This is a genomic window from Verrucomicrobium sp. BvORR034 (assembly GCF_000739635.1).
In the GTDB taxonomy this organism is placed as follows: domain Bacteria; phylum Verrucomicrobiota; class Verrucomicrobiia; order Verrucomicrobiales; family Verrucomicrobiaceae; genus Verrucomicrobium.
In genome coordinates this window covers 73043-94584 of the sequence record NZ_BATQ01000175.1, presented here as the reverse complement: position 1 = coordinate 94584, position 21542 = coordinate 73043, and the positions used below count along the sequence as shown (strand labels likewise).

At 61.2% G+C, this 21542-nt stretch carries 15 protein-coding genes; 6 read left to right on the top strand and 9 right to left on the bottom strand.

Going from position 1 to position 21542, the window contains the following annotated elements; translation table 11 throughout:
- Nucleotides 1-142: 142 nt before the first annotated feature.
- The 9 genes from BV034_RS30765 to BV034_RS30725 all read right to left on the bottom strand — a co-directional run bounded on the left by BV034_RS30765 (nt 143) and on the right by BV034_RS30725 (nt 11164).
- On the bottom strand, nt 143-664 hold the full coding sequence (locus BV034_RS30765; RefSeq protein ID WP_265593658.1) for a hypothetical protein: 522 nt from the start codon (nt 662-664) through the stop codon (nt 143-145).
- A gap of 108 nt (nt 665-772) precedes the next feature.
- Nucleotides 773-1222 (bottom strand): hypothetical protein, encoded by a 450-nt coding sequence (locus BV034_RS30760; protein ID WP_050030770.1) that lies wholly within the window; start codon nt 1220-1222, stop codon nt 773-775.
- A 30-nt stretch (nt 1223-1252) separates the two neighbouring features.
- A complete protein-coding gene (locus BV034_RS30755) occupies nt 1253-3763 on the bottom strand; it encodes a protein kinase (RefSeq protein WP_050030769.1) in 2511 nt (836 codons plus the stop codon).
- Between the two features lie 230 nt (nt 3764-3993).
- A complete protein-coding gene (locus BV034_RS30750; protein WP_081888248.1) occupies nt 3994-4761 on the bottom strand; it encodes a peptidylprolyl isomerase in 768 nt (255 codons plus the stop codon).
- A 157-nt stretch (nt 4762-4918) separates the two neighbouring features.
- Nucleotides 4919-5266 (bottom strand): hypothetical protein, encoded by a 348-nt coding sequence (locus tag BV034_RS30745; protein WP_050030767.1) that lies wholly within the window; start codon nt 5264-5266, stop codon nt 4919-4921.
- Entirely contained in the window at nt 5263-6204 is a 942-nt protein-coding gene (locus BV034_RS30740) for a folate-binding protein YgfZ (RefSeq protein ID WP_050030766.1), read from the bottom strand. The genes BV034_RS30745 and BV034_RS30740 overlap by 4 nt, the downstream gene beginning before the upstream one ends.
- Before the next feature lie 2 nt (nt 6205-6206).
- Nucleotides 6207-8996 (bottom strand): NAD(P)-binding domain-containing protein, encoded by a 2790-nt coding sequence (locus BV034_RS30735; protein ID WP_050030765.1) that lies wholly within the window; start codon nt 8994-8996, stop codon nt 6207-6209.
- Nucleotides 8997-9055: 59 nt separating this feature from the next.
- The gene (locus BV034_RS30730; protein ID WP_081888247.1) at nt 9056-10111 is read right to left on the bottom strand and encodes a peptidylprolyl isomerase; all 1056 of its coding nucleotides are present in this window, start codon (nt 10109-10111) and stop codon (nt 9056-9058) included.
- A 45-nt stretch (nt 10112-10156) separates the two neighbouring features.
- The gene (locus BV034_RS30725; protein WP_050030763.1) at nt 10157-11164 is read right to left on the bottom strand and encodes an ATP-dependent Clp protease proteolytic subunit; all 1008 of its coding nucleotides are present in this window, start codon (nt 11162-11164) and stop codon (nt 10157-10159) included.
- Nucleotides 11165-11319: 155 nt separating this feature from the next.
- Here BV034_RS30725 and BV034_RS30720 point away from each other — a divergent pair, with 155 nt between their 5' ends.
- The 6 genes from BV034_RS30720 to BV034_RS30695 all read left to right on the top strand — a co-directional run bounded on the left by BV034_RS30720 (nt 11320) and on the right by BV034_RS30695 (nt 21474).
- Nucleotides 11320-15072 carry a PVC-type heme-binding CxxCH protein gene (locus tag BV034_RS30720; RefSeq protein WP_050030762.1) on the top strand — a complete coding sequence of 1251 codons (3753 nt, stop codon included), beginning with the start codon at nt 11320-11322 and terminating at the stop codon, nt 15070-15072.
- Nucleotides 15073-15257: 185 nt separating this feature from the next.
- The gene (locus BV034_RS30715; RefSeq protein ID WP_050030761.1) at nt 15258-16175 is read left to right on the top strand and encodes an ABC transporter permease; all 918 of its coding nucleotides are present in this window, start codon (nt 15258-15260) and stop codon (nt 16173-16175) included.
- Nucleotides 16168-17160 carry an ABC transporter permease gene (locus BV034_RS30710; RefSeq protein WP_050030760.1) on the top strand — a complete coding sequence of 331 codons (993 nt, stop codon included), beginning with the start codon at nt 16168-16170 and terminating at the stop codon, nt 17158-17160. The genes BV034_RS30715 and BV034_RS30710 overlap by 8 nt, the downstream gene beginning before the upstream one ends.
- An 89-nt stretch (nt 17161-17249) precedes the next feature.
- The gene (locus tag BV034_RS30705) at nt 17250-17615 is read left to right on the top strand and encodes a hypothetical protein (protein ID WP_265593657.1); all 366 of its coding nucleotides are present in this window, start codon (nt 17250-17252) and stop codon (nt 17613-17615) included.
- 24 nt (nt 17616-17639) lie between these two features.
- Nucleotides 17640-18635: an endonuclease/exonuclease/phosphatase family protein gene (locus tag BV034_RS30700; RefSeq protein WP_050030758.1), complete on the top strand. Its 996-nt coding sequence runs from the start codon at nt 17640-17642 to the stop codon at nt 18633-18635.
- 49 nt (nt 18636-18684) lie between these two features.
- Nucleotides 18685-21474: a zinc-dependent metalloprotease gene (locus tag BV034_RS30695; RefSeq protein WP_265593656.1), complete on the top strand. Its 2790-nt coding sequence runs from the start codon at nt 18685-18687 to the stop codon at nt 21472-21474.
- Nucleotides 21475-21542: the final 68 nt, after the last annotated feature.

Below are 21542 nucleotides of genomic sequence, written 5' to 3'. Positions count from 1 at the left end.
GTGGGATATTTGGCCCCGGTTGGCAAGTGCGCGAGAGGAGACCCAAATCACGGGGCGGACAACGGGTGATGCCCGATTGCCAGCATCCGCTTGTTTGCCCTTTTGCGGCGGCATTTTAGCCCATTCGTTGCGTGGCCGATATTCAGTCTTCCCAGCAAAAATCGAGATCCCAAACTTCAGGGGTTCCGTTGCTCCAAGGAGAAGGGAGGCCAAATGACTCTATAATGTCTTTTTCGTCAAACACAGCGGGCCACTGAGTTTCCATTCCCCATTTTGAAATCAGTTTCTGGCGACTGATTTTCTCCCAGGGCTCCTCGTCGCCGAAGTTCTGGGATACCCGGTCCTCAGTCCTGTAGATGGCGCGCAAACATCGCTCATTGATGTGATGCCGGTAGAAGTAGGTGGAGCTCCCGCTGTGCGCTGTAAGGCTTATGGTTTCTGCCTGTAGCGGGCGCAATGCGGGATGAATAGTCGTATCGGTCAACGCGTCGCCCTCATTGGAGAAACCGTAGAGGTGAATCCATTGAAATTCATGTGCATACTGAACACGGCAGTAACTTCTGACTTTTGGCCATGAGAAGAACCTTTCGGCGATTGTTTGGGTAAACACATCTGGATCTGTGTTTTCAGGAATTCGGACGAAGCCGGCGCTAAAACCACTCATGGCGTAATTTGTGGGTTGAGGGTAGGATTGCCGCGCGATGGCACGCCGGTTCACCAGTTTGTTACTCCGCCATCCAGCGTCCTGGCGTTAGGATTTAGGCGCTATGTGCTAGCTCGAACCCGGCACCGGCGCTTCGCGAATGATCTCCGCAGGCAGGCGCATGGAGCCGAGTTTGGGATATCCGATGGCGAATCCTGCCATCTCGCGACCCCAGAAGAGGCGGCTGAATTGCAGGTCATGGATGTCCGCCCACGGAATGAAAAGCCGCGGATGCCCGGTGCGGAAGAGCCAGGGGGTCTCGATATAGAAACCGGCAGGTCCGGCATGGATGGTCAGCACGCCCTTGTAGCTGGCAACGCCGACCATGCCGAATTGGCCGGACCACATCTTCCCTTCGGGTGGTGACTTGGCGGCATAGTGGGCGGCCAGCCTGGACCAGCCACTGAACTGGCTGATGAGCCAGACGACGAAACACCAGAACAGTGGGAAGATGATGAAGAACGCCAGCGGGATCAACGCCACCAGCCAAATAGGAAAGGGAGGGGAGGAGGGCGGCATGGCTGAGGGCGAATGACGCGGGCTCTTGGATCAGCTGCCGACACGGGTGAGGGTGGCGTCCTTGAGTTTTAGGAGGTACTCGCCATCCGTGATGTGTTGGGGGCGGATCCAGATGCGGTAGAGGCCGGGCTTTTCAAACCGGGCTTTGCCTGCGGTCACGGTCTTGAACTCTGCACCGGAGGTCTTGTCCACAGTCTTCAGGAAGGATTCCCTGCCAATGGTGGCGCGGTAGCGCCCCGGCGTGGTCTTGTCGAAGGATTGGTTGATCTGCAACTCGTACTCACCGGGTTGCTCGATCTTCACCAGCCAGTTCACCTGGTCGCCGGTGTTGATCCAGTTGATGATCGCGCCATCAGCCACCGTGAGGGGACCTGCCGGAAGCTCTGCTTTGGCGGACTCCAAGGTGGTGGACTCTGCCGTCACCGGAATCATGCGGTCGAGGGCCTGATTGACTGAGCGGATGGCACTGTCTGCCACCGGCTTGCGGCGGGGTTCACGATTGCCAAGATCGCGGAAGAAATTCACCGCAGCAGGATCCGCCACGCGGGCGATGGCCCCCAGGATGGCACCTTGCTCGCGACCGTCGCGGGTGGCGTCGAATGCTTTAGAGAGCACCACGGCGATTTCCTCCTGCGGAATATTGCCGGACAAAGGAGCCAGATTTCCCAGGCTGTTCACCGCATTGGTACGGACGAGCGAGTCTTTCTCACGCGCGATGAATGCTTCCAGAGCCGCCACAGGCTCGGCATTGGGCCAGTCGCCGAGAGCGAGGGCGGAGGCAGTGCGGAGCTTGGCATTGCCATCCTCCAGTGCCTTCCGCATGTCATCCAGGGCGTTGGACCCGCCGAGACGGCCAAGGGTGCGCAGCAACATCGCTTGCACATCATCGGTTCCTGAGTTCGCGCGGTAGCTTTGCAGCACAGGCAGGCTGCGGCGCTCGGCGTCGGGTTCCTTGCGGGCAGCGTTCACCAGCGCGCCTTCAGCCGCCCGGAGTTCGTCAGCATCTGAGCCAGAGACTTCCTCCAGCATGAAAGGGACTTCTGCCGGGGTGGCCACGCGGCTCAGGGCATTCCAAGTGGCGATCCGCACCTCGCGCTCGGTGGCGCGACCCAGGTGCCGCATGAGCGGTTCGACCGCATCGGCAATGCCACGGTTGCCGGCCAGCACGGCGATGTTTTTCCTCGCCCAAGGCTCCTTGGTGCGGGGGATATGCTGGAGGATGAGCTTGTTGGTGACGTCCTTTTCCTCGAACTTGCCCAGCACTTCGGCGGCGGCGTCGCTGTTGCGGGAGTCTTCCAGAAAACCTAGGAGCAGGTTCACATCCTTGGCCGATCCGGTGGGTTTGCTCATGTGAGCCAGCGCCTCGAAGCGGTTCTCGCCCATCATCCGCTGCACGTACTGTGTGCCGAAGTAAAGGGCGGCCCCGATGGCGAGAGTGGCGGGTACGCCGGCCGTGAACCACTTCGGTAGCGCCTTCCTGTGTTGGAGGTGCTTGGGGGCTGCAGCCGCCGCGATGTTGACCGGTTTGGCCAGGGGCTTGGGCACCGGCTTGGAGCCGAGGGCCTGGGTGACACTGCCTGGACGGGTGAATTTGGGGGCGCTCCGGCGCAGGGCCTGGCTGGCCGTGCCGCTGAAGTTGGGCACAGCCGGCGGCGCGTTGAGGATGTCCGGCGGAGGCGGGCGACGGGCAATGGCATCCTCTTCCTCTGGGGTCAGGGGGGCCTGGCCGGCCTGGAACCACTCGAAAGCATTGTCCATCGAGGCCGGCCGACGGTCAGGGGAGCGGCTCATGAGCCACTCCACCCAGCGGCAGAGGTCCACCGGCAGATCGGGGCGCAGTTGAGCCAGCGGGATGAAGCTGTGGTACAGGTGGCTGGCCATCACCTCCGGTGCGGTCTCGCCCTGGAACGGGTACTGCTGGGTGAGGGAGAAGTAATAGACGCAGCCCAATGAGTACAGGTCCGTGCGCACATCCACCGGGGAGCGCTCGAACTGCTCCGGTGCCATGAAGAAGATGCTGCCCAGGATGGCCCCTTCCGCATCGGTCTCCTGCACCATGGGCTGGTGCGCGATCTTGGAGAGGCCGAAGTCGAGGATCTTGATCTGGAACTTGCCGCTGGGCAGCCAGATCACCATGAAGTTCTGCGGCTTGATGTCGAGGTGGATCAGCCCCGTGGCATGGGCGGCGATCATCCCTTCCAACGACTGGTTCACGAGCTGCCGGAAGTCCCCCTCGTTCAGGGCGCCACGCTCAATGATGTCCTCAAGAGTTTCCCCCTTGAGCAGTTCCATCACGATGTAGGCGCCTTCTTCATCCTTGCCCACGTCGAAGATGGTGACGATGTGCGGATGCTGAAGGGTGGAGAGCGTTCTGGCCTCCTCAAAGAGCTGCTCCGCCTGCCGGTCGGCTTCTTCCTCGGACTCCGCGCGCACCCGTTTCAGCGCAACTTCCCGCCGAAGATTCCGGTCATACGCTTTGAAGACACTTCCCAGGCCGCCATCGGCAATTTTTCCCAGGACTTCGTAGCGGTTTTGACTCATGTGCTGAAGTAGAAAGCCGGGTGGTGCGAATCACCCGCAGTGTGGAGTTTAGGGTAATCCCAAAGTCAATCAAAAGGGGGCAGCTTTGGCAAGCATGTAAACAGATGGATCGGCAAACTCAGAGGAGAACCGCCCTTTGACGAAAAGGAGACAACAAAAGAAAAAGGGCAGTGGAGACGCTGTGGCTCCACTGCCCAAAAGGTCAGTTTAGAATACGTTCCCCGCGAAGCTTACCACACGCGTTCCAGGAACTTTTCGAAGGGGCTCTTGAGTGAGTCCGGCTTGGTCTTGCCGCGCTTGCCTTTGGCGCTGCTGGAGGCCATGGCCACCACGGGTCCCTTCTGGTCCACCACTTTGATGCTCTTGATCTCGGCGCGCTCCAGCGGGCAGTCGTTGGAGTCTGTGGCCACCTTGGAGAGTTCCTTCAGATCATCCAGACCGACGACCACTTTGCCAAAGACGCTGTACTGGCCGTTGAGGCTGCTCATGTCACCGACGGCAAAGTAGAACTGGGTGCCGTTGGACTTGCGATTGGGGTTCACTTTGTCACTGCGGCGGGCCATGGCGACGGAGCCGACGGTGTGCGGCAGCTTGAACTCGCCGGGAATGGTGTACTCTTCACCCAGGCCCCACTGGTCCCGCTGGTCCTTGTCCTTGCTGGTGGGGTCCCCGGTCTGCACCAGATAGCCATCCACAGCGCGGTGGAAAGCCTGGCCGTTGTAGGTGCCCTTGTTCACGTTGTCCACGAAGTTCTGGACGGTGACCGGGGCGTCATTCGGAAGGAGTTCAAACACGATCTGACGTTCCTCACCACCGAAGACGACTTTCATCACCGCCAGCTTGTGGGACTCTTCCACAAGGTTCTGCGCTTCGGCAGGAAGTTGCTTTTTGACTGCGGCGGCCGGCTTGGACGAGGCAGTTGCTGCAGGTTGCTCAGCATGGACGGCAGGCAGGGCAAGGAACGTGGCCAGAAACAGGCAGCGGAAGGACAACTTCATGGGGACGACTTGGGGTGCGGGTTATGCGTAGCGTGGTTAGCCTCGATTGGCCTTTTGTGCGAGCGGTTTTACGCGTGAATCTGCGTAGAGATGCGTCGCGAGGAAGAGAGGCACCCCTGGGCAGAAGAATCCAGGGGGCAGCACTCTCCGGGCCGGATCAACGCAGTTTCTGAATGGTCGCCTGGTCCACCGTCGGTGCTTCCGAGGTGACAGGTTCCTGGAGCTGGGGAGCTGGAGCAGGGGCCAACGGGGCGGATTCTGGTGCCGCGTTGTAGGTGGGATTCGGTGTCGGCACGGTATTTTCCGGCAGGTCGCCGGGTTCCATGGGCCGCAGACGTGGCTTCACGATCCGGGGTTTCATGCCCCACTGGCTCTCCATGTGGGTGACTTCTTCGGCATTGGGATTCGTGATCACCGTGCCTCCAGCAGGGCCAGTGGATTCACAAGATGCCAGCACAAGGGTGGAAAGGGCCAGAGCCGGGAGCAGCGCAAGATTCCAGTTCATGAGATAAGAATATCAACTTCGAAAGTTATCTTAGGCGGCTCTTCGGACGCAAGCAATAGCGAATGAACAGACGCAAACGCCTGCTTCACATATCCCAGGCCGACCGGAAGGCCATGCACTGGATGCCGGGCGGTACTCGTCACATGCCCCACCTTGGCCAGGGTGCCATCCTCCTTCTGGTGAAACAGCAGGGCCCCGGCGGAGAAGGGAGCGTCGGCCTCCCCATGACTCTGGAGCCGCACCAGGCTCTGGGGCATCTTTCCAGTGGTCTTGATGCGGGAGAGGATTTCCTGCCCGATGTAGCAGCCCTTTGCGTAGTCCATGCCCCGTTCTTGAAGACCTGCTTCAGGGGGGAACACTTCCGCATTGAGTTCATCCGGCCAGCGGGGGATTCCGGCGCAGATGCGCCAAGTCTCCAGTTCCTCCGCCGTCAGTGAGGTGCCTGCGGCATCCAGCAGCGGCGGTTCACCAGCAACGGGCCACCAGAGGTCCACCCCTTCCTGCCCAAAGCGCCAGGCAGCGGTGCGATGAGCCCCCTCGGGCAGGGCCATTTCCTGAAACCGGGCAGCCTGTCCGCCGAAGGCGTGCCAGAGCTGCCACTCGTCGGTCACGTCCAGCAGTTCCACGTCATCGGCAATAATGTAACGATCCAGCCGCAGGCCGAGAGGCTCGCGCAGATCGGGTTCGGCATCCACGACCAGGACTGGGCCGTCGCCGACGACGCTGGCGTGGATGAAAATATCCCCCTCCACCCGGCCTTTGAGATTGGTCACGCAGGCATAGACCGCCTGGGCGTCGGTGGCGTTCTTGACGTTGTTGGTCACCTGCCCGTTCAGGTAGCGCACCCGGTCGGCACCACGAAGGAGCCACTTGGAGCGAGCGCTCAGGTTGACGAGCCCGCCTTGCTGCGAAATTTCCTCGAAGCGTTCCTTGGTCATGTTCAAGCTTGGGGCGGGGCTTCACGATCCGCTGGGACGGCCGCCTCAGGGGCGTCCGGGGTCTCTGGCTTTTTTTCAGGCGGGCTCGGGACCCGCTTGCGTAAGGACTTTCCCTTCTCGGGGACCTCTTTGGAAACTGGAGCCGCCACGGCTTCAGTCACGGCGGTGGCTGGCTCCAGATCAGGAACTGGCTCGCTGGAGGGTTCCTCCGCAGATACTGTGGTCGGTGCTGGTGGGGCAGGAGCCAGATTGGGGACGATGAAACCACGGGTGCCCTCCAGACGGGTCTGGGGCGGAGTGACGGGGACTGGCGCGGCGGCCGGCTCTTCCGTCTCGGGCACGACGACTGTGCGTTCCGGGATCTTCGGGAAGGCGGAGAGCTTGGCGTTGACCTCGCGGGTGATGTCCTCCAGCGATTTGCTCTCGTCGAAGGCGGGCAAGGGAGCGGGCTCTGGTCCAGGCTCATGCTCAGCAGTGGCCTCGGGTTCAGGAGCAGACTCTGCCACAGCGGGAGAATCCTCGACGGTCTCGCTCGGAGCGTCCGTCTCGCTTTTTGCCGGGGCAGGATTCTCGTCCGCAGGTGTCGGGCTTGTTTCGGCCTGAACAGGTTCAGATACAGGCTCACTGATGGTCGGAGCCGGAGAGTCAGCGGTGACAACAGGAGTTGGAGCAGCCGTTTCCTCGCTGATCACAACCGGGAGCTCGGTGGCAAGGGTGGTCTTTTCTTTCTCCTTGTTATCAGAAGGAGAAGGAGCGGCGACGGTCGCGATGGCGACTGGCTCGTCGGTATCGTCATCCCCATCGTCCGCGTCCGTGTCGCTCAGTAGCTTGGCCACCAGCGTGGTGGCGGGGGCCGCGGGATTCTTGGGCCGCAACGGCTTAACTGGTCGGATGGGAGGGGGCGGCAGTTTGGTCGCGGGCAGGGCAGATTTCTCGGAGTCCGTCGCGGGGGCTTTGCCTTCCCTGGATTCGGTGGCCAGCACGGCGGCGAGAGACCCGCCCTGAGAATTGCTGGTCGGCGGCGAGGTTGGAGTCTTGTCCTTCTCCTTGCCTGCCTCCTTCGGTTTGTCTTTGCCCTTGTCTTTATCTTTGTCCTTCCCGGTGGTGACCGGAGCGGTCGGCGTCGGCGCGGCCGCGCTTGCGAGCTCGGGTGTTTTGAAGGCTTTCACCACAGGCGGTGCCGTCTGATCTTGTTTGTCCTTTTTCCCCCTGCCGGTGATGCCGCGGAAGAGGCGGCTTACAAAGGAGGGCTGCTTGACCACAGGGGCGACTTCGGCCTTGGCTGGGGCGGAGCCAGGTTTCTCAGGTTTGGACGAGGCTCCCTTGCGCTCGGCCACCTTGCTGTCAGGGGCGGCCTCGGGTTTGTCGGTGCCGGGGGCTGAGGGCTTCAGCCCGGCCTTGGCAATTGCAGGAGGTTTGGGGAGACCGGAAGCGGTCGGCGCACCTGGCTCCGCCTTTTTCTCATCGGAGTCCTTGGCGGTCTTGGGGCCTTTTTCTGCGTCGCTTTTCTCTCCCTCCTTCTTGTCGGCAGGAGTATCTCCCGCCACCTTGATTTCAGGAGCGTCCTTGTGTTTGTCCTTGGTTTCCGGCGTGGCAGGGCCAGCGTCTTTGCTTTCGGTGATCTCTTTTTGGGCAGGAGCCTGTTCGGCATCCTTCTTGATCGCTGCGGGGAGTTCGGATGCCGACTCAGACGCAGCTTTGTCTTTGGCGCCTTCGTCTTTCTTGGCAATAGGGGGCGTGTCGGCTGAGACCGATGCGGGTACCAGCTTCGTGTGGGAAGAAGCCTTGGTTTTGTCCACCGCGGCATCCGCAGCGGGTGGTTCCTTGCCAGCTTCCAGAGCTGGTGTCTCTGCAGATGGCGCTGGCTCAACCGGTGCGGGAGTCGGCGCTGCAGCGGCTTCTTTGGCCTTGAACCGGGCTGCGCGTTCTTCGACGGCCCGGAGCATGGGGGCGAAGTTTTCCAGCACCACGGAGTAGTCAAACTCACCCTGTCCGCTGCGCACCCCGCGGTCCATGGCCTGGGCGGAGGCATTCAGCACCGGCAGGGCCAGACCCTTCTCGTCCGCAATCGCCTGAGCGTAGCGGGCGTCCTTGAGCATGTTCTTCAGGGAGAAATGCGGGGCGTAACTGCGGGCTGCCATGGTAGGCAGCTTCATGGTGAGAAGCGCGGAGGAGTTCGCGTTGTCAGCCAGGGCTTCCTGCAGTTTGGAAATATCGATGCCTTCGGCCTTGGTGATCGCCATGGCTTCGGCGAGTGCTTCGATCACTGCGGCACTGATGAGGTTGGTCGCGATCTTGAGCACGGTGGCGTCTCCCGCCTTCCCCAGCGTGATGATTTTCTTGCCGCTGGTCTCGAGGACTTTCCTGGCGCGATCCAGGGGTGCCTGATCGCCGCCAATATAATAAACGAGCTGGCCCTTTTCTGCTGCCGTCTTGCTGCCGGTGAAAGGGGCGTCCAGGAAGGCTGCCCCCACGCTGCCTGCAATGGCCACCGCCCGGCGAATGCCCCAGGAGTTGACCGTGGAATGGCAGAGCACCACATGATCCGGAGTCAGGGCCGATTTCATGTCTTCCATCACGGCCACGAGCGCCTCGGCATCGCGTACGAAAATCTGAATCACTTGGGCGACTTCCGCCACCTCGGCAGGGGAGGCCATGAAGTTTGGCTCGGGCTTGATGGAGCGGTTCCAGACATAGACGTTGAAGTCCGCATTGCGCAGGCGCTCGGCCACCCGGCTTCCGATGATGCCAAGGCCGATGACGCCCACGCTGTTATTTTTGCTGCCAAACATGGCGCTAGAGTAGGCGGACTGCTGGAATACGCAATGAGGTTGCGCAGGGTCGATTGACCCTAGTTTTCGGGGGCCACGCCGGTCAGGCGGTCCAGGTGCTTTTCCACGGGCGTGAGCTTCAGGATCTCCTCCATCAACTTGGCGGATTCAGCGCTGCGCCGGCTGGAGGTGAGATGGGCGGCAACTTCGGCCTGCGCTTCCTCCAAGGTGGCGGCTCGGGCGGGGCGTTTCGCATGCACCAGCACGATGTGCCAACCCAGTTCCGTGCGGAAGGGAGCGCCGAGTTCCCCCACCTTCTGGGAGAAGACCTTTTCCGCAAAATCCGCCGGAACGCGATCCCTGCTGAACCAGCCCAGACTTCCGCCCAGTTTGTTGCTGCGACCGTCTTCAGAGACTTCACCCGCAAGTGCGGAGAGCTTGGCCTCCCCCGCTACGATGCGCCGATGGTACTCTGCGATTTCCGCGCTCCGGTCCGGCTTGTCCTTGTCGTGACCGCTCAGAAAGATATGGCTGGCGGAGATACGCTCTGGAATTCGAACCTCCGTGGCGTGGTCGCGGAGCCATGTCTTGATCTCGTCGGGCGTCACCTGGGCCATCCGGCGTCCGATCTCGGCGTCGAACGCCTGGCGCTGCCGGGTCTCCTCTTCCACCCAGGCCTGAAGCTGGGCTTCATTCATTTGCTGGAGCTTGGAGCGCTGCCTCCAGGAGTCAGGGATTTCGAATTGCTTGATGAAAGTTTGCAGGGCATCCTCCGCTGCCGTCGGGTGCTCGTTCCCTGGCTGGGAGAGCGTCCAAAGATGAAGGGCATGGGAGCTCACCAGACTGTCGAGCGCTTCGAGGCGGCGCTGCTGCTGAAGCTCTGGAGACAGCGCGCCCCAAGTCTCACTGCGTCGCCAGAGCTGGGATCTCAAGGCATCGGCAACCTGGTGACGGGTGATTTCGTGCGCGGTCGCCGCCGGTCCTACTCTCGCCACCACCCGCGCCTCGTGGGCCTGATCCTGGAGGTGCCACCAATAGGCCGCTATGGAGGCGATCAGCGCCACCATCACCAGCACCACGGGCCAGGAAAGCCCGTGGGATGGCATGGCGGATCGAGGGCAGATGTGGGGCTTCATGCCAGGCTAAGTGGGTCACGAGCGGCCCCAGGGCGTTCCCTGAACTTAACGAATGTGGAAGCGAGTCGTGCGCAGCTTGCCTGCCACCATGGTGTTTTTGTTCCAGGCGCTCTGGTCATTGAGCGGCACCCAGCGCCGTTCGTTTTCACGGTAGTGCCAGTCCTTGTCGTTCTGGAAATTGAAGCTCACGCCCTTGCCCTCAATGATGTTGAGGATCTCGTGGTCGTGGTAGTTCTTCTCGTCGAAGTCGGTGATGGCCTGCTGCCCCATTTCCGAGTAGCGCTCACTCAGGCTCACCAGCAGATCGTTCAGCTCGGGATCGAGCTCGGTGACCTTCAGGCCCACGCGCTTGGCCTCACGCAGCATGATCGGGTAGCCGTGGCTGGGGTAGGCGGAGTTGAGGTGCTTGCTGATGCGCTCACGCTGGGTCGCGTCCTTTAAATGATAAGAGAGGATCTCCTCGCAGATCTTGATGGAGAGGGAACTGGCGCGGTCGATGGCCCCGAAGACGAGCGGGTGCACGTGATCGTAGAGGTTCTTGTAGGGGTTGGTATCGCCGGCCTGGGAAGACTCTCTCCACAGGCGCAGTACGCGGTTCAGTTCGTCCTGGCTCACGGCCACGGCGTAGTTGTTGCGATCCACCGGGGAGAGCGCGTGGGTGAGGGAGGTGTCCACCGCCGTGAGGTAGGCCAGGGGGCCCATCTGAATCTCATCGGCCCCGATCGCCATCATGGTGGCGGCGCTCGCGCACTCCAGTGGCACCAGGGCGGTGATCTTTGTGGCGTACTGGCGCAGCAGGTTCACGATGCGCAGGGCGGCCTGCCCGTTGCCGCCGTTGGACTTGATGAAGAGATAGAGATGCTTCTGGTGGCCGAGGTTTTTCAGCACCTCAAAGAAGGCCGCCACGTCATTGTGGCAAACGGAACCGTTGCCGCTGGACCAGTAGGCGATGAAGGGCCCGTCCAGTTTCTTCTCCACCCGGGCGATAATTCTCTGGGTTTCAGGGTAGAGAATCGGGGGCTTGTTGATCTTAACGGTCCGCTTTTTCTGCATGTCGGGACGTTGGAGAGAATTTCAAAGCTCACAAGGCGCATCTTGGGAACCGGGGCAAAGGGAAGGCCTTGGACCATGATGACCGATTCGGCATAAAAGTTGTCCGCCAGATACCAGGCAGTTTTTCGTAGCATTCGACCACGCATCTTCCTTCCATGAAACCTTCCTCCCTTTTTCTGTCGCTGCTTGCCTTGGGGTTAGCTGGGGCGGCACCCGCCCAGATCTCCAGCAAAGAGCTGGTGGGCGAGCGCGCTCCCGCGAACTCCATCTGTCCCACCCCTGAGGAGGCACAGAAAAAAATGACTGTGCCCCCCGGGTACGAGGTGCGGTGCTTTGCCCACGAACCGATGATCGAGAATCCGGTGGGCATGGCTTGGGATCCCAAGGGGCGGCTCTGGGTGGTGGAGCTCTACGAGTACCCGGAAGGCTCGACAGCCCCCGCGCCCTTCGGTGGCGAGGCCAAGGATGATCTCTATCACCCCATGCCGGATCTCAAGGGGCCGATTCCGCGAGATCGCGTGGTCATTCTGGAAGACACGGACAACGACGGCGTGGCCGACAAGCGAACGGTCTTCCTCGAAGGCCTCAATCTCGCCTGCGGCATTCTCTATGGGGACAACGGTGTGTACATCGGCCAGCAGCCGCACCTGCTGCACTTCCGGGACAATGACGGCGATGACAAACCGGATGAATGGCGCGTGGTGTTGACCGGCTTTGGCCGCGAGGACACGCATGAGTTGTTGAACTCCTTCTCCTGGGGGCCGGATGGCTGGCTCTATATGACGCATGGCGTCTTCACCCACTCCAAGGTGCGCCGCCCGGGGGATCCCAAGGATCAAGGGGTGGTGTTCAACGCCGGCATCGGGCGGTGCAAGCCAGTGGGATCGTGGGCTTCTGAGGCGCACTCCAAGTCCAATGCCTCGCCCTGGATGTTCGAGGTGTATGCAGACGGAACCAGCAACCCCTGGGGATGTGATTTTGACGCTGCGGGCAATCACTTCGTCAGCGCCTGCGTCATCGATCACTTGTTTCATATGTCCCCGGGCGGTCTCTATGTCCGTCAGGGTGGAGCGCCGGAGAATCCCTACTCGTACGAGCTGCTGCCCAGCATCGTGAATTTCAAGCACTTCCGTGCCGCCTATGCGGGCATCCAGATTTATCAAGGTGGTCGCTATCCGGCGGATACGAATGGCCACCTTTTCATCGGCAACATTCATGACAACGCCGTTCATGAGGAAGTGGTGAATCCCATGGGGGCCAGCTTCAAGGCCGCCCCGGTGCGAGACTTCCTGCGTGCCAACGACGGCTGGTTCCGCCCCGTCAGCACCAAGACCGGCCCGGACGGTTTCCTGTGGGTGATGGACTGGTGCGACAAGTATCCGTGCTATCAGAACGCCAAGGCCAATCCTGAAGGCGTGGACCGGGCTCGCGGCCGCATCTGGCGCGTGGTGTACACCGGCAAGGACGATCCGGCGTTGGTCAAAGCCAGTGTGGGTTCGAGGGAATCAAAGGACCTGAATCTGGAGAAGCTCGCCACGCCGGAACTGGTGAAGCTGGTGGCGCACTCCAACAACTGGGTGCGGCGCACGGCTCGCCGCTGTTTGGATGAGCGGAATGATCGCGCCGCGGCACCGCTCCTGCTGGAACTCTTCAAGACATCCAAAGAATCCAGCACCCGGATGGAGGCCCTGTGGGCGCTCCATGCTGGCGGAGCGAGTGATTTTCTGCAGATTCTGGAAGCCATTAAGCTTGCCGCGACGGATGCCGATCCGGCGTTGCGCATTTGGGCGGCCCGGCTCACGGGAGAGACGCCGGACAACATGTTGCATTACGGAGTGGAGTACGAGCGTGAAGGACAGCGTGTGAAGCGGCACTTCTATCCCATTCTGGAAAAGCTCGCCTCCGATGGAGACCCCACCGTCCGGAAGGCCGTGGCCGCTGCTCTCAGAGGGGTGATGCTGGAGAAGTATTACATGCCAACCCCACTGGGACGTACCAGTCGTCTCCCGGAGCCCAACGTGAAGACGCTGGAACGTGAACTTTATCCATTGCCGTTCTCTTATGCGATTGGCGACCTGGACCCTGTTGCGCTCGAAAACCTCCTGAAATCCAGCGGTGCCGAGAACGACCGCCTCATCGCCTTCCATCTCTGGATGGCCCTCGAACCCAACCTTGCGGTGAAGCCCGACAAGTGGGTCCCGTGGCTGGCGACAGTGGCACCCGCTTCCCAGCCCATGTCGCGGACGCTGGCGTACAAGGCCATGCGCCGTCTGTCGGATACGAGGGACGCAAAGAGCATGGATCTCGCGCTGCAGTTTGCCGCCAGGCTGGAAGGCGAAGACGCCTTGCTGGCCACGACGCTGGATGGTCTGGTCAAAGGCCAGGAAAGTGGTGTCCTGAAACCCACGGCGGATCCCGCCGCCCAGCTCGCGGCGTGGCGCGCCAGCAAGAACGGTGAGGTGCGCAAGCAGGCGCACAACCTGGCGGTGCTCTGGGGTGACAAGGCCGCGGTGGCAGAGACCATGACGCTGGTGCTCAATGACAGGACGCCGCTGCAACAGCGCATCGATGCGCTGCAAGTGGCGCGCAAGGCCGGCGGCACCGCCATCCAGGACGGGCTTCAATCGCTCGTGAAGTCAGACGTGCCTGAACCGCTGCTGCTGGAGGCCGTGCGTACTACGGCGGAGGCGGGTGGCGAGGCCCTGCCTGCCCTGCTCTTGCAGCGTTGGGCCAAGGGCAGCCCGGCGGTGCGCACCGCTATTTCCCAAACCCTGACGAGCCGTCCGCAGTGGGCCGCTCTTCTGCTGGATGCGGTGAAGGACAACCGCGTGGCGCGCGCGGATGTGCCGGTGATCGTGAGCCGTTTCTTTGCTACGCAGAAAGATGCGGCTTTGAAGAAGCGGGCGGAAGAGTTGCTGGGCGTCTGGCGTGAATCCAATGCGGACGTCAAGGCCCTCATCGCTGCCAAGCGCAAAGCGAGCCTGGAAGGGGAGCCGGATCTGGCGGCTGGCAAGCTCATGTTCCAGGCCACCTGTGCCACCTGTCATGAGTTCTTCGGCGGCGGTCAAAAGGTCGGCCCGGAACTGATTGGCAGTGGTCGCAGCAACCTCGATGCGCTGCTGTCCAACGTGATCGATCCCAACCAGATCATCGGCAATGGCTATGAAGCGGTGAACGTGACCACCAAGGACAACCGCATGGTGAGCGGCCGTGTGGTGGAGGACACGCCCTCTCATGTGAAGGTGCTGGCAATCGGTGGGGCGGAGCAGATCGTGCCCCGGGATCAGGTGGCCAAGATGGAGAACACTCACCAGAGCCTCATGCCCATGGGCTTCGGCGCGCTGCCAGATGATGCCTTCCGCAATCTGATGTGGTACATCCTGGCTCCCCCGGAGGAGGGGCCGCTGACCAAGGAGAAGAAGATCGCCCTCAGCACCAACATGGATGCTCCAGTAGCGAAGAAGCCTTCCGGTGGGACCAACTGGCGCGCGATCGATTGGGAAAGCGTCTCCCTCTGGAATCCCGAGTGGAAGGTCTCCGCGCCCGACTTCGAGCGCACGCCGGTGAAATTGCCGGAGTACCAGGGGCGCAAGAATGTGCTGCTCATGCACCCGTTTGCGGAGAACAAGCCCGCGACCCTGGAGCGCAAGGTGAAGCTCGCTTCCGGCAAGCCGCACAAGCTCTCCGTGGTGGTGGCCGCCCATGATCAGGGCGACTGGGAACTGCGCATCAAGGTGGGAGACAAGGTCATCAAAAAGCAGGTCATCGGCCACGATGGCGACCGCTGGAAGACCGTGACCGCCGACCTCAGCGAATTCGCCGGCCAGGAAGTGGATGTGAAGCTCGAAGGCGCCGCCACCGGCTGGGCCTGGGAGTTTGGCTACTGGGGCGGGATTACGCTGGAATAGCGGCAAAAATTAGGAATTCTGAATTAGGAATGATGAATGGAGAACAACGGAAGAGCCGGGTGGCACCTGGGGATTATGGATCCGGAACCAAGCTCGGCTGTTCATTCCTCATTCCTAATTCAGAATTTTATCATTTCCTGTTTGCCTCTTGCCCTTGAGCGCTGTCGCGCCTAAGTCGGGGGCCGATGTTCGCGTTCATCCTCCGCCGATTCCTCAGCAGCCTCGTGGTGCTGGGGTTCGTGGTGTCGCTGACGTTTTTGCTGTCGGTCTCCCAGAAGGGCGGACCGTTTGAGCGGGAGAAACTCTCCGCAGCTGCCAAGGCGGAGCGGGAGAGCAAGTATCAGCTTGATGGGTCCAAGTGGTCGCAGCTGGAGCGCTATGTGAAACGCCTGCTGCGCGGGGACTTAAATGTTTCGCTGAGGTATCAGGATCTCTCTGTGACCGAAGTCCTGGGGCAGAAGCTGCCCAACTCTCTGATCCTGGGCGGCAGTGCCTTTGTCATCGCAGCTGTGGGCGGCGTGGCGATGGGGTTTGTGGCGGCGATGCGCAAGGACTCGGCGCTGGACGTCACCAGCATGTTCTTTGCCCTCGCGGCCATCAGCATACCCTCATTCATCACCGGGCCGCTCTTTGTGGCACTTTTTGGCCTGAAGCTCGGCTGGCTGCCTATCGGGGGTTTTGGCACAATCCCGCAGCTCATCATGCCATCGATCTGTCTGGCGCTGCCGTTTCTGGCCTATGTGGCCCGGCTGACGCGAAACAGCCTGCTGGATGTGAAGTCGCAGAACTACATGCGCACGGCCAAGGCAAAGGGGCTGGATGACGCGACCGCCCTGGCGCGGCATGCGATGAAGGTGGCGATCCTGCCCGTCGTCACCTACCTCGGGCCCATGGCCGCGTATGTGCTCACTGGCTCCTTCGTGGTGGAGAGTGTCTTCAATATTTCCGGCCTGGGCATGGTGTTTGTGAATGCCATTCAGAATACGGACCCCTTCCTGCTGACGGGGGCGGTGGTGGTGTACTCCGCCCTGCTGGTGTTCTTTAACTTCGTGGTGGACGTCATGTACACGTTCCTCGACAAACGCATCCAGTTGCATGCCTGACGCTGCTGCGACCCCTCATCGATGGGCAGGATCGCCGCCAAACGGCTGGCAGGTGCTGCGACGCAATCGCGTGGCCATGTTCTGCTTCTGGTATCTGGTGGTGGTGGCGCTGGCCGCAATCTTTGTGCCGGTGTTTCTGCCTGCTGAGGTGAAGATGGTGAGTGAGTCATCCTATGTCCCACCGTCCTGGTGTGAAGGCGGTATCTCCCACCATTTGCTGGGCACGGACGTGAACGGGCAGGACCTTTTCTACCGCCTGCTCACAGGGGCCCGGGTCAGCCTTGGCGTGGGTTTGGTGGCAGCATTGGTGAGCCTCATCATCGGCGGCACCTACGGCATGATCAGCGGATATGCCGGGGGGCGCGTGGATGGCGGCATGATGCGTCTGGTGGACATCTTGAACTCGGTGCCCAGCCTGCTCTTTGTGATGATCTTCATCGCGGCGTTTGATGGTTATTTCACTGACGCCCTGGACGGTCTGCGACTCTGGGGGCAGCGGGAGCAATGGGGCTGGATGGAGGCCTGGGCCGGAGCGATGATCCCGTACAAGCGGATCTTCCTGCTGGTGCTCTCCCTGGGGTTCATCCAGTGGCTCACCATGGCTCGCATCGTTCGTGGCCAGGTGCTGGTGCTGAAGGAGTTGGCGTTTGTGACAGCCAGCCGCGCCATGGGGCAGAGGGGCTGGTCCATCATCTGGAAACATCTCTGGCCCAACCTCAGCACCATTGTGCTGACCTATCTGACCCTGACCATTCCGGCGGTGATCCGCGACGAAAGTTTCCTCAGTTTCCTTGGACTGGGCATCGAGGATCCGGCGGCCAGCTGGGGCTCGCTGCTCAAGGATGGGGCGCAGGTGATCAATCCGCTCGACAGTAAATGGTGGCTGCTCGCCTTCCCTGCAGGCTTGATGTCCACCTCATTGCTGGCATTGAATTTCCTCGGTGATGGGCTGCGAGATGCGTTCGATCCGCGTTCTTCTGATTGAGAAGATGTTCATCTTTCACATGCAACTCGGTTGACACCGTGGAGCACCCCATGCAGCTTGCCTTCCGTTGCACAAACCAAGGCAAAGCCATGGGTACACGAGCGAACCAACGGAAGGCAAAAGCGGCGAGCGGGGGCAGTGTTGTCACCCGGATGTGTTCCATCAGCACTACTGGCGTGATCTTCGCCAGCAGTCGGGCTTTGGAAGTCTCTTCAGAACTGGCCCTCTCGATCCAAACGGATCTGCTTGGGCTTCATCGTGAATGGAGTGTGCAGGGGTGGGTGATTGAATGCACCCCATTGGATGAGAGCGCGGCGGGACCGGAGTTTCAGGTCACCTTGTTGTTTTCTGAAATCCCTGCAGGCTTGCAGCAGTTGCTGCTGCTGACGGAAAGTGCTCAGGGCGGGCGGGCTTATCCCGTGGTGAGGGACGCGGAGATCTTTGGGCTGAACTGACCCAGTGACTCCCCCTCTACCGAAATGAAAGTGCGAAGACTCTTCCGATTTGTTGTCCGGCACTGGCTGGCGTTGGGATTGTCGGCTGGACTCGTGGTCACTCTGCTGGGCTTTGCAGGACGCTGGCATTGGTATCCCGATCTGTACAATCACCTGCGACCCCAATATGTGGTGGCGTTCGCTCTCGGAATGTTGCTCTGCTTGGGGTTGCGTCGGTGGAAGCTCGTCGGGCTCAGTGCTGCGGGCTTGGCGTTGAACATCGCTGCGCTGTGGCCTCATGCCCAGCCTGCTGCGGCACCCGCCACAGTGGTGGCCAAGGAGTCGGCACTGGAGATCGCCACGATCAACCTGCTCCGGCGGAATCAGAATCACGCTGCGCTGGAGACCTTGTTGAGGGAGCGCCAGCCGGATGTAGTGGTGCTGCAGGAAGTCTCGCCTGGCTGGGCGGAAATGCTCCCCCGCCTGAAGGACCTCTATCCCCACCAGCGGCTGGAGTATCATCGCAAAGGATCATGGGGCCTGGCCATACTGAGCCGGGGGCCCTGGCAAAATGCCGGCCTGTATAAACTGGGAGGAAACGGCCCCCAGAAGATCGGGATGTTTGCAGATTTTGCGTTTGAGGGGCGGCCAGTGAGTGTGCTGAATGTGCACGCCCCTCACCCAACCTCGGCGGGTGAGATCGCGGACCGGCGTGCCATGCATGAGGGGATCAGGCTGTGGAGCTTGCAGCGGCGGCAGGAGGGGCATGCGGTGATCGTGGCCGGCGATTTCAACTGCACCCCCTGGGCTTGGCTTTACAAGGATTTCCTTCAGCAGACCCAGTTGGTGGATACCAGTCAGGGGCGGCTGTTTGAGGCCACCCGGCACGTCTGGCTGCCGGACCGCATCATGATCGATCACGTCTTCGTTTCGCCTGACTGGAAAGTGGGCGGGCGGGAGGTGGGACCGGATTTTGGCTCGGATCACCGGCCGGTTTTTGTGAGCCTGGATTGGGATTCTTCTGGCCTCGCGGCAAAGTAATCCTAAAAAATCGCCCCATCGGTGCGTCTTTGGCAATAGCCATTGTAATATGAAATTCTCTCTCCGCCCAGTCGGGATGCTCGCGCTTCCTCTGACCTGTTTGATCATCGCCGTCTGGAGCGCTGCCCAGGAGCCAGCTCCGAAGCCCGCCCCCAGCCCTGCTCCGGCTCCCGCGCCAGCGCCCGGTTCTGGGCCCACGCCTGCACCCACTCCCAAGCCTGAACCGGCCCCAACACCTGCTCCGGTTCCGGCTCCAGCACCGACGCCTGCACCTGCCAAGCCAGAGACCAAGCCGGAGGTGAAACCCAATCCCGTCGAAGCACCTGCTGCCAAGGTGGAGGAGAAAAGGCCCGCGCCCGTGACGGTGGTACCCGCTCCGCCCAAGAAGAAGACCATCGCCGATGTGACGAAGAACTGCGATGAGATCAAAGGCCTGTTCAACCTGCATCGCGATCGCGAAAATGGGACGGTCTATCTCTTTGTGCGGAAGGACCAGATGGAGAAGGAGTTCATCTACTTCTCCCACACGGTGGAAGGGGTGCTCGCTGCCGGGCACAACCGCGGCCAGTTTCATGACGAGACCGTGTTCGTGATGAAGCGCAGCTACGACAAGGTGGAGTTCATCAAGCAGAACACCGCCTTCTACTTTGACCCCATGCATCCGCTGGCCCGTGCTGCGCAGGCCAACACCAGCCATGCCGTGATGGCGGTGGAAGGGGTCGTCGCAGAGAACACCGAGGGTGTGCTGCTCAATGCCGGCAACCTCTTCCTCAAGGAAACCCTGTTGCAGGTGAAGCCCGGCGGCGGGGAGAAGGCGTTCCTCGGCAAGCTCTCCGACACGAAGACCAAGTTCACCAAGCTGAAGTCCTACCCCAAGAACACCCTTTGCTCGGTAGAGTACGTGTTCGACAATCCGACGCCGCCGCGGAACGACGATGACAAACAGCTGGGCGATGTGACGGACCCCCGCTACGTGAGCGTGACCATCCAGCACACGCTCATTGCCATGCCGGACAACGGTTACCAGCCCCGTGTGGATGACCCGCGGGTGGGTTATTTCATGACCCAGCTCACGGACCAGACCTCCACCGAGGTGACCCCCTGGCGCGACTTCATCCACCGCTGGGATCTCAAGAAGAAGGACCCCAACGCGCCGCTGAGCGAGCCGGTGGAACCCATTGTGTGGTGGATTGAAAACACAACCCCGATCGAGTTCCGCGACACCATCCGCCTCGCTGCGCTCCAGTGGAACAAGTCCTTTGAGAAGATCGGCTTCAAAAACGCCCTCGTCATCAAGGAGCAACCGGATGACGCGGACTGGGATGCGGATGACATCCAGTACAACGTGCTGCGCTGGACCTCCTCGCCCAAGGCCCCCTTCGGTGGCTACGGCCCCAGCTTTGTAAATCCTAGAACCGGACAGATCCTGGGCTCCGACATCATGCTGGAGTTCGTGTTTGTGAAGAACCGCCTCATGGCCCGCCGTCTCTGGAACGAGGTGGGCCTGGCCGGGATGGATGCTGCCGAGGGCGGCAACCTCTTTGACAAGAACTCGTGCATGGCTGCCAATGTCATGCAGCAGGGGCTGCTCTTTGGGAACCAGATGATGCGCCTGCGCAAGGCGGATGATGTGGACTTCGATGTGCTGCTCAAGGAAAGCCTCACACAGTTGATCCTGCACGAGTTGGGGCACACTCTCGGATTGAACCACAACTTCCGCGCGAGCCACTTGCACAGCCCGGAGGAATTGCAGAATCGCGCGCTGACAGAGAAGACCGGCCTGAGTGGATCTGTCATGGACTACATGCCGCTAAACCTGGGGCCGGACCGGGCGCGCCAGGGTCAGTATTACATCAATGCCCCCGGACCCTATGATGACTGGGCGATTGACTACGGCTACAGCGTTGCTGCCCCAGAGCCCCAGGAGGAGACCAAGCGCCTCGCCACCATCGCCGGACGTTCGCACGAGTCCCAACTCGCGTTCGCCAATGATGCGGATGACATGCGGGCAAATGGCAAGGCCATCGACCCCCGCGCCATGCTCTTTGACATGAGCAGCGATCCCGTGAGCTATGGGGTGGCCCGTTGTGAACTGGTCAAGCAGGCCACCGGCAAATTGCTCGCGGACTATCCCACCCAGGGCAAGAGCTGGCAGGAGCTGACCAACGCCTACATCTCCCTCACCTCTGAGTCGAGCAACGCCCTCACAGCCATTTCCCGCTACATTGGTGGCGTGTATGTGGAGCGCGCTTATGTCGGGCAGGTGAAGGATAATCCTCCTTCGCCTTTCCGCCCGGTGGACCTGGAGAAGCAGAAGGCGGCCATGCAGGCCCTGGCCAAATACGGCTTCGGCCCGGAAGCCTGGGTCGCACCAGAGCCGCTCCTGGCTCACCTCCAACAGCAGCGCCGTGGTTTTGACTTCCGTGACAATGGGGAGGATCCCAAATTGCATGAGCGCGCCCTCAAGATCCAGCGGTCCCTGCTGGATCAGCTCATGCACCCCAACACGCAGCATCGTATTTTGGACAGCACGCTGTATGGCAATGGTTATGTCCTCGGTACCATGATGGGGGACCTCACGACCGCGATCATGAAGGGTGAGGCGGCGGATGCCTCGGTCAGCACCTTGAGACAGAACCTCCAGCTCGACTATGTGGACCGGCTGCTGAACATCGTAAACGGCCGCGCCTACCAGCCGGCAGTGCAGAGCGTGGCCCTGGCCCAGTTGCGGACCATCCAGTCGCAGTACCAGAAGAACCCCTTGACAGAGGCCAACCAGGCCCACGCCCAGTTCGTGCTCTACAAGATCGAGCGCGGTTTGGACGACAAGAAGTCGTAGTCACGCGGGTTCTTGGAAATTGGTGCTGGCTTCGCGACCTTCGTCTTTTGGGACGGGCGGGCGCGATG

What these genes read in the sequence shown, in the direction of transcription:
- BV034_RS30765 (WP_265593658.1), bottom strand. Translation starts at nt 664, where the DNA reads ATGAGTGGTTTTAGCGCCGGCTTCGTCCGAATTCCTGAAAACACAGAT.
- BV034_RS30760 (WP_050030770.1), bottom strand. Translation starts at nt 1,222, where the DNA reads ATGCCGCCCTCCTCCCCTCCCTTTCCTATTTGGCTGGTGGCGTTGATC.
- BV034_RS30755 (WP_050030769.1), bottom strand. Translation starts at nt 3,763, where the DNA reads ATGAGTCAAAACCGCTACGAAGTCCTGGGAAAAATTGCCGATGGCGGC.
- BV034_RS30750 (WP_081888248.1), bottom strand. Translation starts at nt 4,761, where the DNA reads ATGAAGTTGTCCTTCCGCTGCCTGTTTCTGGCCACGTTCCTTGCCCTG.
- BV034_RS30745 (WP_050030767.1), bottom strand. Translation starts at nt 5,266, where the DNA reads ATGAACTGGAATCTTGCGCTGCTCCCGGCTCTGGCCCTTTCCACCCTT.
- BV034_RS30740 (WP_050030766.1), bottom strand. Translation starts at nt 6,204, where the DNA reads ATGACCAAGGAACGCTTCGAGGAAATTTCGCAGCAAGGCGGGCTCGTC.
- BV034_RS30735 (WP_050030765.1), bottom strand. Translation starts at nt 8,996, where the DNA reads ATGTTTGGCAGCAAAAATAACAGCGTGGGCGTCATCGGCCTTGGCATC.
- BV034_RS30730 (WP_081888247.1), bottom strand. Translation starts at nt 10,111, where the DNA reads ATGAAGCCCCACATCTGCCCTCGATCCGCCATGCCATCCCACGGGCTT.
- BV034_RS30725 (WP_050030763.1), bottom strand. Translation starts at nt 11,164, where the DNA reads ATGCAGAAAAAGCGGACCGTTAAGATCAACAAGCCCCCGATTCTCTAC.
- BV034_RS30720 (WP_050030762.1), top strand. Translation starts at nt 11,320, where the DNA reads ATGAAACCTTCCTCCCTTTTTCTGTCGCTGCTTGCCTTGGGGTTAGCT.
- BV034_RS30715 (WP_050030761.1), top strand. Translation starts at nt 15,258, where the DNA reads ATGTTCGCGTTCATCCTCCGCCGATTCCTCAGCAGCCTCGTGGTGCTG.
- BV034_RS30710 (WP_050030760.1), top strand. Translation starts at nt 16,168, where the DNA reads ATGCCTGACGCTGCTGCGACCCCTCATCGATGGGCAGGATCGCCGCCA.
- BV034_RS30705 (WP_265593657.1), top strand. Translation starts at nt 17,250, where the DNA reads ATGGGTACACGAGCGAACCAACGGAAGGCAAAAGCGGCGAGCGGGGGC.
- BV034_RS30700 (WP_050030758.1), top strand. Translation starts at nt 17,640, where the DNA reads ATGAAAGTGCGAAGACTCTTCCGATTTGTTGTCCGGCACTGGCTGGCG.
- BV034_RS30695 (WP_265593656.1), top strand. Translation starts at nt 18,685, where the DNA reads ATGAAATTCTCTCTCCGCCCAGTCGGGATGCTCGCGCTTCCTCTGACC.